Raw genomic sequence first — 12,074 nt, 5'->3', positions numbered from 1 at the left:
TCCGAGTGTTAAAACTGAATGTTAACGGGATGCAGACGCGGGTTCCACGCCTTCAGGTTCTGCGGACGCCTCCGGGGCTGTCTGAGCGCCCTGCTCCGGACCGAGGAAGCGGGCAAACTCGTCGCCGAGCGTGCGCCTGGACCAATCCTCAATTACCGCAAGGCGTTCAATCATGACCGACGTTCTCCACCAGGTATCCTCGGCCAGCGGCGTGTAGCGCGTGAAGGCAATGGCGACAATCACAACCACAACCCCTCTGAGAAGGCCAAACCCCATGCCGAGTACCCTGTCCGTTGCTGACAGGCCGGTCGCACGCACCAGGTGGCCGATCATATTGTTGATGATCGCGCCAACGATCAGGGTGCCAAAGAAAAGGATGGCAAACGCTGCAATCAACCGCACCAGCGGTGTTTCCACCGTGGACTCCAGAAGAGATTGCATCTGGGGGTGAAACGTCCGGGCGATGATAAATGCACCAACCCAGGTAACCAGCGACAGCGCTTCACGGACGAAGCCCCGCTTCAGACTGATAAGCGTGGAGACGGCAATGAGGGCAATGATGACCCAGTCTATCCAGATCAGCGCTTCCATGGAAAACCCGGTGGAGAAAACGAAAGGCGGATTCTAACAGGAAACCGGGTGACACCAAACTGCCGAAGCCAGATTAAATCCGGCAACGGCCAGTTATTTGTCGCCGGTGGTGACCAGGCTGTTCAAGCCGAAGGCTTTATCAAGGGCCGCCTTGGCTTTCTGGGCATCGTCTTTGTTGACGAACGGGCCGCTGAATACCCGGGTCAGGGTGCTATCGCCGCGATCAACCTGTTGCAGGTGGGCGCCGTACCCCATGTCGAGAACCTTGTCCCGCAAACGCCGGGCGTTGTCCTGGTTACCAAAACTGCCAAGCTGCACCACCCACGCACCTTCAAGTGAACCGGTAAACTCGGCCTTATCGCCAGGTTCTGCAGCGCCTGTGGAGGCAGCATCTTGTTTTTCGGCTGGCGCCGCAGGCTCCGGCTCAGCGGAGGATTCTGCCGGTACTGGTTCCACCTGTTGGGAATTTGGCTCCGGGGCGGGCTCCTCCTCGGCAACAGCGTTTTCCTCGATGATCCGGAAACCGGCCGCCGGCTCGTCGTTAACAGGCGGCGCGGAACTCCTGGGTGCCTCTGCGCCGACGGTCTTGTTATCCGGATACTGAGATTCAGGCATCTCAACTTCGGGGAACGGAGGTTCCTCGGGAATGGTGATGGGGGTTGACTGTCTTTGGGAATGGGGCTCGTCAAAAATCATCGGCACGAAAATAACCGCGAGTGAAACCAGCACCAGTGCGCCAATGATCCGCTGCTTCAGTCCATCCACCTGAGAGGGCTCCCGTTAACAACCTGTTTGATCACGATACTAACCGGCCACTCGCCAGAACTCAAAGCTTCCCAGGGGCCTATGGACAAACTTTAAGACGCTTCCGAAGCCGGCAGAAGCTCTTCCCTGGCCAGAGCAACCGTGAAGAACGAACCGAACACCACGACCCGATCACCGGACATTGCCTCGCCCATGGCGGCTGCGAGAGCCTCGGACACAGAACCAAAAACGCCGGGCGTTCCATGAAGTGGCACGGTTGCGATACGCTTCATCAGGCTGTCGAAATCAAGCCCTCTGGCAACATTCAGGCCCGCCAGGTACCACTGATCAACGACGGACGACATGGCACCGACCACACCCTCCACGTCCTTGTCTCCCAACGCGCCGTACACAGCCAGGATACGCCCGTGGCCATCACCATCACATCGAAGGCTACGGAGGTTGTCAGCGAGCCAGGCAGCAGCATGGGGGTTGTGACCAACGTCTATAATGACATCCGGATCGTGATGAATGGTTTCAAACCGGCCTGGAACCCGCACGCTATGTATCGCATGCTGAAGGCTTTCCAGTGAAAGCTCCGGTACGAGTTGCCGGGAGAGCACCGCCGCAGCCGCCACACTCTGGACAGGCAAGGGGCCGGCTGGCAACTCTATCTTCTCGTCGCCAATAGTGAGCAAAACCTGTCCGGGAGCACCGGGCGCAAGCGTATAATCACGACCGGTGAGCTTCAGCGCCACCTTCTGCGCCGCGGCCTGTTGAAGGACCGAGGATGGAGGATTTGGATCCGCACAAACGGCGGGTATACCCGGTCTGAGGATCCCCGCTTTTTCAAAACCAATGACTTCCCGGTTATCCCCCAGAAAACCAATATGATCGATATCTACTGACGTGATCACCGCGTAGTCCGGGTCCAGCACGTTGACTGCATCCAGGCGACCTCCCAACCCGACTTCCAGCACCCAATTCTCAACGCCGGCGTCTGCAAATGCGACAAAAGCGGCCAGCGTTCCGAATTCAAAATAGGTCAGAGTCACCCCGCGGCGAGCCGCCTCCACCCGCTCGAAGGCGGTCACCAGGGCCGCATCGGAAATCTCCTGGCCACCAATCCGAACCCGCTCGTTATAGCGGAACAGATGGGGGGACATATAAGCCCCGGTGCTCCTGCCGGCTGCCAGCAAAATCGACTCAAGTGCCGTAACCGTGGTGCCTTTGCCATTGGTCCCTGCCACGGTAATGATGCGAGCCTGAGGCTTGCGCGGGAACAACCGCCGCAGAACCACCAGCACCCGGTCCAGGCCGAGATCTATTTCTGTGGGATGAATGGCTTCGAGCCAGTGCAGCCATTCTTGAACAGACGCCCCGAGGGCCGGAGGCCCAACGGGGGCTGAGGAGGATTCAGTGCCCTTCTGGTTCATCAACGTCCGGCTTTTCAGTAACTTCAAATTCGATGGGGGCTTCGGTGCCGGGCTTTTCCTGGGCAGTAAACTTGGCCAACAGATGGGCGATGCGCTCACGCATCTGATGACGATGCAGAATCATATCAATCGCACCATGTTCCAGCAGAAATTCGCTGCGCTGGAAACCTTCCGGCAGTTTCTCGCGCACGGTTTGCTCGATAACCCGTGGGCCCGCGAAACCGATCAGAGCGTAAGGTTCAGCAATATTGAGGTCACCCAGCATAGCGAGGCTGGCCGATACACCACCAAAGACCGGATCGGTCATAACCGAAATGTACGGTATGCCTTCCTGCTTGAGCTTCTCCAACACCGCCGCGGTCTTGGCCATCTGCATTAAAGACAGTATGGCTTCCTGCATGCGGGCACCGCCACTGGCGGAAAAGCAGACCAAGGGAATCCGGTGCTCAAGAGCCACATTCGCTGCCTGGACAAACTTCTCGCCAACCACCTGACCCATCGAACCGCCCAGGAAGTTGAACTCGAACGCGCAGGCAACCAAAGGGACACCCATGGTTGTGCCACGCATGGCAATCAGCGCATCTTTTTCGCCGGTCGCTTTCTGCGCCGCCGCGAGTCGGTCCTTGTAGCGCTTGCTGTCTTTGAACTTCAGCCGATCTGACGGTTCGAGGTGAGCTGCCAACTCCTCACGCCCGTCTTTGTCCAGAAAAATATCCAGTCGACGACGTGCAGACACCCGCAGATGGTGATTACACTTGGGGCAAACGTCCAGGTTCTTCTCGAGCTCCGGCTTGTACAGGAATGCGCCGCATTTGGGGCATTTCTTCCATAACCCTTCCGGCACTCCGGTACGTTGCCGTGATTCCGAGCGAATCTTGCTCGGCATGATTTTGTCCAGCCAGTTACTCATGCTCTCGTCCTGTCCTTTGATGCCTGGATAATGCCCGCTCAGTGAGCGAGGCCGTCCAGCGCTTCGCGCATCGGGTGCAGCAGATCCGTCAGTGCGTTACGCAACGCGTCAGGATCTGTCTGATGTCGGGCTATTGTATCGACCAGAACACTGCCAACAATTACACCATCGGATACTCTGCCTACTGCAGCGGCAGTTTCCGCATCCCGGATACCAAAGCCCACACCCACCGGTAACGCCGTGAGCTCGTGCACGTGGGCCACTTTCTTCGCGACTTCATCAACATCAATGGTTGCGGACCCGGTCACGCCCTTGATAGAAACATAGTACACATAGCCGGATGAGTGCTCGCTGATCGCCTTAATCCGGTCATCCGTGGTTGTCGGCGCCAAAAGGAAAATCGGATCCAGATGGCGGTCGGCAAACAGCGGTGCTACCTGATCAGCCTCTTCGGGAGGCAGGTCAACCGTCAGAACGCCATCGACACCTGCGTCCGCTGCCGCATCTGCAAACGCTTCATAGCCCATGGCCTCCATCGGGTTCAGATAACCCATCAGCACCACCGGGGTATCCGGATCGGTCTTGCGGAACTCCTTGACCATCGCCATCACCTGACGCAGCGACGTACCGTGCTTGAGCGCCCTTTCACAGGCGAGCTGAATCACCGGACCATCAGCCATCGGGTCCGAGAACGGCACGCCCAGCTCGATAATATCAGCACCGGCAGAGACCAGGGTATGCATAAGGCTGACCGTCTGATCCGGATGTGGATCGCCCGCGGTAATATAGGGAATCAGCGCCTTGCGGCCCTGTTCTTTCAATGCTTTCAATACGCCTTCAATTCGGCTCATGCCTGCTCCTGATACCTTCAGATCTCAATGCCATCAAGCTGGGCAATGGTGTGAATATCCTTGTCGCCGCGACCGGAGATGTTGATCACCAGCATTTGGTCCTTGTCCATGGTTGCGGCCAGCTTCACGCCATAAGCCACGGCGTGCGCGGTTTCCAGCGCCGGCATAATCCCTTCCACGCGTGTCAGTTTACGGAAGCCATCCAGGGCCTCGTCATCAGTCACCGACACATAATTGGCTCGGCCAATGTCTTTCAACCAGGCATGTTCGGGCCCCACTCCGGGATAGTCCAGACCAGCACTGACGGAATGCGTTCCGGCGATCTGGCCATTCTCATCTTCCATCAGGTAGGTCCGGTTACCATGCAGCACGCCGGGGCGACCGGCACAAAGCGGCGCCGCATGTTGTCCGGTTTCAATACCCAGACCACCAGCTTCAACACCATAAAGCTCCACGGACTCATCCGCCAGGAACGGATAGAACATACCAATGGCGTTAGAACCGCCACCGACGCAGGCCACCAGTGCGTCCGGCAGTTTACCCACTTTTTCCATGGCCTGTTTACGGATTTCACGCCCAATCACCGACTGGAAATCACGCACCAGTAAGGGATAGGGATGCGGCCCTGCCACTGTGCCGATGATGTAGAAAGTATCATCCACATTCGCGACCCAGTCGCGCATGGCATCATTCATGGCGTCCTTGAGGGTTTTCGTACCGCTCTGGACGGCGTGGACGGTCGCGCCTAGCAGTTTCATACGGTAGACGTTCAGGGACTGACGCTTGACGTCTTCTGCCCCCATGAATACGTGACATTCAAGGCCCAGACGGGCACACACCGTGGCGGTGGCCACACCATGTTGACCGGCGCCAGTTTCGGCAATAATGCGCTTTTTACCCAGAAAACTGGCCAGCAGGGCCTGGCCAATGGTGTTATTCACCTTATGGGCACCGGTGTGGTTGAGGTCTTCGCGCTTGAGCCAGATTTGTGCGCCACCGGCTTCCCGGGTCAGGCGCTCTGCGAAATACAGCGGGCTGGGACGGCCAACATAATCGGCGAGGTCATTATCAAAAGTCGCCTGGAATTCCGGATCCTCCTTCAACCGAAGGTACTCCTTTTCCAGGGTCATCAGAGAATCCATCAGGGTTTCTGAAACAAACCGTCCACCAAAGGCACCGAAGTGACCTCTCGCATCAGGAAGCGCCTTCAACATTTCTTCAGTCAGTTTTACAGACACGGTGAACCTCTTTGAAAAATTGAGACAATTTGGTGGCGTCTTTCTTACCCTTGCCCTCTTCCACCCCACCGCTGACGTCAACAGCCCAGGGGCGTACCTGCTCAATCGCGCGGGCTACGTTATCAGATGACAACCCACCGGCCAATATCAGGGGCAAGGGCCTGCTTTCAGGAATCAGTGACCAGTTGAACGACTGGCCGGTACCGCCATAGCGGTTTGGATCCCAGGCGTCCACCAACAAACCGGAAGCCTGATGATAGTCGGCAAACGCCTGTTCGATCTGTCCGGGCTCACGCACCCTGACGGCCTTGATCCAGCGCCGGCCAAAAGACTGGCAGAACTCCGGACTCTCATCGCCATGGAACTGCAGGAGATCCAGTGGCACAGCATCCAGAACTGCTTTGACATAATCCCGCTCAGGATTCACGAACAGTCCGGTAACCGCCACGAACGCAGGAACCTTGGCGGCCAGGATTCGGGCCTGCTCGAGATCGACCGCTCTCGGGCTGGGCACATAAAACACCAGACCTATGGCATCGGCGCCACAGGCTACCGCGGCTTCCACATCCTGCGGGCGCGTCAGGCCACATATTTTCACGCGGGCAGTCATGCAGGAGCCTTCCCCTGTTTCGGGTGTATGTGAGTTGGTGTGATCGGCGCGTTGCTGGCCGGGTCAAACCAGGGAGTAACGAACGCCGGTCCACACAATGCCTTGGGAATCCCGAAGGACTCAGGATAACCGACATCCACCAGGTAGAGCCCGTAAGGAGGGGCGGTCACACCGGCAAGTTTGCGATCACGGCACTCCAGAATATCACCAATCCAGTCTTCAGACTGCTGACCATTACCAACCGCCATCAAGGCACCGGCAATATTGCGTACCATATGATGAAGAAAGGCGTTGGCCTGCACATCTATTACGACAAACTCTCCGCATCGGGTTACCGAAATCTGCTCCAGAAACCGAACCGGGGTCCGGGACTGGCAACCGGCAGCGCGAAATGAGGAGAAGTCATGCTCGCCGACCAGTGCCTGGGCTGCACGATGCATTCTTTCGGCATCCAACGGACGAAAGGTCCAGGACACCTGTCCACGCTGGATCCCCGGGCGCACCGGATGATTGTAGATCACATACCGGTAACGTCGGTAAATCGCGGAAAACCTGGCGTGAAAATCGCCCTGGCCGTTCCCTGCCCAGTGCACAGAAATGTCATCAGGCAATGCCGTGTTCATTCCCATGACCCAGGAACGAAGGTTTCGAACCGATGGCGTGTCAAAATGGGCTACCTGAAAACTGGCATGCACGCCGGCGTCGGTGCGGCCTGCACACACCAGGTCGACCGGATGGTCAGCAACGCGGGCCGCGGCCCGGGAAAGTTCTGCCTCCACCGAACGCACGCCACTCTTCTGCAATTGCCAGCCATGAAAGGCCTGACCGTCGTACTCAAAGATGATGGCAACCCGTCCATTACCAATGGCGGTATCTGTGGTGAGAGGCTGAGGCGTGAGGAACAAGTGCTGACCCGATTGCTGTCCACTGAAAAAGCAAAACGCCGGCTCAATGGCCGGCGCTTGCCGCGGTTAGTTGATTATAACGAATCAGGAGAGATTTTTAAGAAGCTCTTGTGCTTCTGCCTTCTGTTCTTCGTTACCCTCAAGAGCAACTTCCTCCAGAATATCCCTGGCACCGTCGCTGTCACCCATTTCGATGTAGGCTCGTGCCAGATCAAGTTTGGTGGCGGCTTCATCGGTACCGGCGAGGAAGTCAAAGTCATCCTCGTCGTCCAGAGCGCTCTCATCAATATCCAACCCGCTATCACTGCGAGTGGAGCCTTCATCGAGTGAGTCTGACGCCACAGGCACTACTTCGTCCTCCAGCTCTTCAGGAGCCGGTTCGGCCTCAGCAACCTCTTCTGTCTGCTCCGCCAGCTCTTCCGGATTCTGCTGGTCAACGCCCGGCTCATCAGCCTCGGATTCGCTGAGTGCATCTTCCAGCCCAAGCTCATCTTCCAGGGATGGTTCGTCTTCCTGAGGACCTGCAGGTTCTCCGTTATCAGAGAACTCTTCCATCAGCGCCAGATCTTCATCAGATACATCCAGCTCCAGGTCATCCAGATCGGATTCTCCAAGCTCCAGTTCAGAAGGCTCATCGTCCTCGCCTGCAACCTTATCCAGCTCCGCATCAAGCTCGTCCAGGAAGGACTCGTCAAGCGAATCAGACTCCAGGTCCAGATCCGATACTTCGGTGTCTTCCTGCTTAACTGGCTCTTCTTCCGTCGACTCAAGGTCGTCATCAAGATCGAAGCCCAGCTCAAGATCGTCTTCCTGATCCGAACCGGTACCAGACAGATCCGCCTCAACCGGCTCCGCTTCATCGGCTTCCAAGGAGGGCTCATCTGAACCGGCGAGCGCGTCGTCTTCAAAGGCCGACTCGAAATCCAGACTGAAGTCATCTTCTTTGGACTCGGAAGTCCCGGCTGCCTCATCCAGACCGGAATCCAGATCCAGGGAAGCGTAATCGGTTTCGGTGGCGGACTCGTCTTCAGACTCCGATTCTTCACCAATGCCGGACAGATCGTACTCAATCATGTCATCCCGGCCATCGGATTCTTTGCTGACATCGGATTCCAGCTCACCGAACTCATTTTCGTCAGCGGGCCCTGAAGTGGCTTCAAATTCGTCCGCTTTCAGCTCGTCGGAGATATCCCAGTCATCCGAAGCCTGCTCGGTGGCCGGCTCTTGCTCAGGCTGACTGCCGAACGAATCCGAACGCAGTTGAGATTCAAGGTCGTCGATGCTGGGCATCGCTTCAGCTTCAGCAAGGCGCTCCCGGAGGGATTCAGCTTCCTGGATAGCTGCCTCATCATCCAGCGCTTCAACTTCACGGTACTGCTTTTCAAACGCGTCACGATCCTGATTGTCCGCATATACAGACAACAGCTTCAGGCGCAAATCAGCGCGGCTGGGCTCACGTGAAATGGCGTTTTCGAGCACCTGGGCTGCCTGATCGTGACGACCGTAGGCAACATAGGTTTCTGCTTCGGCAATGGCATCACCGGCTTCCGCCTCTGCCTCACCCTCATCTTCGAGACTGAGGTCGAACGAATCACCGCCTTCGCCCTCATCACTGTTCAACTGGTCGTAGAACTCTTTCTCGCGATTGGCATTGCGTCTTGCCACGAGCAGCAACAACAGAAGCAGAAGGATAAGGCCACCACCGAGGGCAATCTGATACATCGGATTGTTCAGAATACCGTCAATAACGTTACCCGGAAATGCCTTTTCAGGCGCCGTTACTGGCTGCTGCGGTTTTGGCTGCTGAGCCTGGGGGACGGCCGCTGGCTCAGGTTCAGATGATGATTCCTGCTCGGTAACGGCAGGCTGCTCTGCCACCACCTCATCCGCAGCGCCCGCGTCGATATCACCACCAAACGGCTCTTCACCTGCAATATCTGCTTCGTCCGGGGCCATGGCGCTCTCTTCTTCCGCCATCGCTGTGTCGGCCGATTCACCATCAGCGGCTTCATCAGCCTGGCCGTCTGCTACCGGTTCTTCGCCGGTGCTGGCACCCAGATCACCTTCTACAGGTGCTGTCGCTGGGTCAGCGTCAGACTCGGTCACGCCAGTGTCGGTCGGGGCCGGAGACTCTTCCTCCGACACCATACCCTGCATGTCCGCCAGTTGGCCGTTCTTCAGCTCCAGCAACCGCTGCAGGGTCTCAACCTGGTCCTGCAGATCCTGGACACGGGTATTGAGCTCGTCATTTTCGCGTTTTGCGGCTTCCAGCTCTTCCATCGCAACTGCGGAACCGGCATCAACACCGCCAGGCAGATCACCATCACCACCGGCAGAACCACCGTCTTCGGTAGACCGGGATTCCGATTCATCGGCAACCAGCAGGCGCAACTCATCACCCGCTGCCGCCTGAGTAGCACCCTGGCCTGCTGCGGCCTGGGCGGTATCCGTTGCATCAACGGTTCTCGGAGACTGGAATTCCTGATTCTGCTGTGCAACTACCCGGTTGGCTTCAGCGCGGCTACGGCTCCGAATCTGGTCCAGAGAGGGAATCCGCAACACCTCACCACGCTTCAGGCGGTTAATATTCCCACCAATGAACGCGTTAGGATTCTGATCCTGAATCGCGAGCATAACCTGCTGCATGGAAACCGAACCATCCGGACGTACCTGCTGGGCAATAGTCCAGAGTGTGTCGGAGGCACCTGTCGGACCAAACGTATCTGCCTGATAGCCCCGCGACACTGAGCCTTCGGCTGCCGCCTGACGGCGGACAGATTCCTGGCTGCGCGCCGGCTGCTGTCGGGTGGCTGTCGTGGCCGGAGCACTGATTTGCTCCTCAACACCAGATTCCTCGGCGTAGACCGGAGGATCGACCAGCACGGCATATTCCCGCATCAGGCGACCATTGGGCCAGGTCAGCTCGAGGAGGAAATTCAGATACGGCTCGCGTACCGGCGCCCGGGAAGAAACATTGATGGCCAGATTGCCATCCGTCCCGGTAACCACTTCAAACCTCAATTGACTCAGAAACTGGTGGCGGTCCAGGCCGACGCGCTCATAGGCGGCCTCCGGTGCCACATTGACGAACACTTCACCGGGATCAACACCGCGACTCTGATTCAGTGATATTTCTGCATCCAGTGGCTCATTCAGCCAGGACTGGAGCTCAATTTCTCCAAGTCCAAGCGCCTGAGCCATTCCAGAGCCGAGCCCTCCCGCCAGCGCCAGGGCAACCGCAAGCTTGCGTACCTTCATGCTTATTCCTTTCCAGTCTCCGTTATTCTTTACTGCCGTATCTCAACAGAATCGGACGAGGTTGGATGACTTTCGCCTTGTTATTTCTCGTTTTTATATCGCAATTATACCGTTCGGTTTGGCAAGTATTGTTGATAAAACCCGTTTTATCAATCAATCAGCTGCAATCCTTGCACCGTTTTTTTATCTATCGGGCGGAACTCCTTAGCGCCCTTGAAAATAACAGGGGCGGACGCTGAAATCAGCCTCCGCCCCTGACCGGTTTGCTGAAAACCGGACACAGTTGGCATTAATTGCCCCTGCGTAACATTTCTTAACGCTCTTGCAGAATCCGCAGCATGCGGCGCAGCGGTTCAGCGGCGCCCCAGAGCAGCTGGTCACCCACAGTGAACGCTGAAATGTATTCCGGCCCCATGGCCAGTTTCCGGATGCGCCCGATGGGAATACTCAGGGTACCGGTCACCTTGGTCGGGGTCAGTTCCTGCATGGTGGCGTCACGATCGTTCGGGATCACCTTCACCCAGTCGTTGCCCTTGGCCAGGATGCTTTCGATTTCAGAAACCGAAAGGTCCTTCTTGAGCTTGATGGTCAGCGCCTGGCTGTGAGAACGCATGGCGCCAATGCGCACGCAGATTCCATCAATCGGAATCGGATTATCGCTGCGACCCAGAATCTTGTTGGTCTCAACGCCCGCTTTCCACTCTTCCTTGCTCATGCCGTTATCGAGTTGCTTGTCGATAAACGGAATCAGGCTGCCCGCCAAAGGCACACCAAAGTGCTCGGTGGGGAAATCGCCGGAACGCATGGTGTCGGTCACCTTGCGGTCGATTTCCAGGATGGCGGATGACGGATCGGCCAGTTCAGATTTCACGCTCTCGTTCAGGGCGCCCATCTGGTTCAGCAGTTCACGCATGTTCTGGGCACCAGAGCCGGAAGCCGCCTGGTACGTCATCGGGGAAACCCACTCGATCAGGTCCTGCTCCAGCAGGCCACCCAGGGCCAGCATCATCAGGCTGACGGTGCAGTTACCACCAACGTAGTCCTTCACGCCTTTATCAAGGGCGGAGTCGATCACGTTACGGTTAACCGGGTCCAGCACGATCACGGAATGATCCACCATCCGCAGGGTGGATGCGGCATCAATCCAGTAGCCGTCCCAGCCCGCATCACGCAGCTTCTGGTAAACCTCGGTGGTGTAATCGCCGCCCTGACAGGTCACGATCACATCCATGCCTTTCAGGGTGTCGATATCAAAGGCGTCCTGCAGAGGAGGAACACCTTCCTTGCCTACGTCCGGGGCCGGCTTCCCTGCTTGGGAAGTGGTGAAAAACACCGGATCGATATCGGCAAAATCGTTTTCTTCACGCATGCGCTGCATGAGGACTGAGCCTACCATGCCACGCCAACCTACAAGTCCAACTCGCTTCATGTGCGACCTTTGAACCTCACATTATGCCCGCCCATTACCGTTATCGCTGGCAGGGACAGGATGGATGATCCCGCAGCGGCAGCATCGCGCCGCTGTCGGGTC

General features: G+C 57.3%; 10 protein-coding genes. All 10 read right to left on the bottom strand.

Features of this window, described 5'->3' with window-relative positions; all coding sequences use genetic code 11:
• Nucleotides 1-21: 21 nt before the first annotated feature.
• The 10 genes from Q669_RS02940 to asd all read right to left on the bottom strand — a co-directional run bounded on the left by Q669_RS02940 (nucleotide 22) and on the right by asd (nucleotide 11,972).
• On the bottom strand, nucleotides 22-591 hold the full coding sequence (locus Q669_RS02940) for a CvpA family protein (RefSeq protein WP_022991180.1): 570 nt from the start codon (nucleotides 589-591) through the stop codon (nucleotides 22-24).
• 93 nt (nucleotides 592-684) lie between these two features.
• Nucleotides 685-1,356, bottom strand: coding sequence for an SPOR domain-containing protein (locus Q669_RS02935; protein WP_014421383.1), 672 nt, complete (start codon nucleotides 1,354-1,356; stop codon nucleotides 685-687).
• A gap of 92 nt (nucleotides 1,357-1,448) precedes the next feature.
• The gene (gene folC, locus Q669_RS02930) at nucleotides 1,449-2,771 is read right to left on the bottom strand and encodes a bifunctional tetrahydrofolate synthase/dihydrofolate synthase (RefSeq protein ID WP_022991179.1); all 1,323 of its coding nucleotides are present in this window, start codon (nucleotides 2,769-2,771) and stop codon (nucleotides 1,449-1,451) included.
• Complete coding sequence (gene accD, locus Q669_RS02925; protein ID WP_014421381.1) at nucleotides 2,752-3,681, bottom strand: acetyl-CoA carboxylase, carboxyltransferase subunit beta; 930 nt, start codon at nucleotides 3,679-3,681, stop codon at nucleotides 2,752-2,754. Before accD ends, folC begins: the two co-directional genes overlap by 20 nt.
• A 38-nt stretch (nucleotides 3,682-3,719) precedes the next feature.
• The gene (trpA, locus tag Q669_RS02920) at nucleotides 3,720-4,532 is read right to left on the bottom strand and encodes a tryptophan synthase subunit alpha (RefSeq protein ID WP_022991178.1); all 813 of its coding nucleotides are present in this window, start codon (nucleotides 4,530-4,532) and stop codon (nucleotides 3,720-3,722) included.
• A 17-nt stretch (nucleotides 4,533-4,549) separates the two neighbouring features.
• Nucleotides 4,550-5,758, bottom strand: a complete 1,209-nt coding sequence (trpB, locus tag Q669_RS02915) for a tryptophan synthase subunit beta (RefSeq protein ID WP_197536003.1) — start codon at nucleotides 5,756-5,758, stop codon at nucleotides 4,550-4,552.
• Entirely contained in the window at nucleotides 5,751-6,380 is a 630-nt protein-coding gene (locus tag Q669_RS02910) for a phosphoribosylanthranilate isomerase (protein WP_022991177.1), read from the bottom strand. The genes trpB and Q669_RS02910 overlap by 8 nt, the downstream gene beginning before the upstream one ends.
• On the bottom strand, nucleotides 6,377-7,285 hold the full coding sequence (gene truA, locus Q669_RS02905; protein WP_022991176.1) for a tRNA pseudouridine(38-40) synthase TruA: 909 nt from the start codon (nucleotides 7,283-7,285) through the stop codon (nucleotides 6,377-6,379). The genes Q669_RS02910 and truA overlap by 4 nt, the downstream gene beginning before the upstream one ends.
• Nucleotides 7,286-7,369: 84 nt before the next feature.
• Complete coding sequence (locus Q669_RS02900) at nucleotides 7,370-10,543, bottom strand: FimV/HubP family polar landmark protein (protein ID WP_022991175.1); 3,174 nt, start codon at nucleotides 10,541-10,543, stop codon at nucleotides 7,370-7,372.
• Nucleotides 10,544-10,856: 313 nt separating this feature from the next.
• A complete protein-coding gene (asd, locus tag Q669_RS02895) occupies nucleotides 10,857-11,972 on the bottom strand; it encodes an aspartate-semialdehyde dehydrogenase (RefSeq protein WP_036148530.1) in 1,116 nt (371 codons plus the stop codon).
• Nucleotides 11,973-12,074 lie beyond the last annotated feature (102 nt).

The organism is Marinobacter sp. C1S70 (genome assembly GCF_000475355.1).
Lineage (GTDB): Bacteria > Pseudomonadota > Gammaproteobacteria > Pseudomonadales > Oleiphilaceae > Marinobacter > Marinobacter nauticus.
Note: the sequence above shows the minus strand (reverse complement) of the source record. Positions and strands in the feature narration are given on the sequence as shown.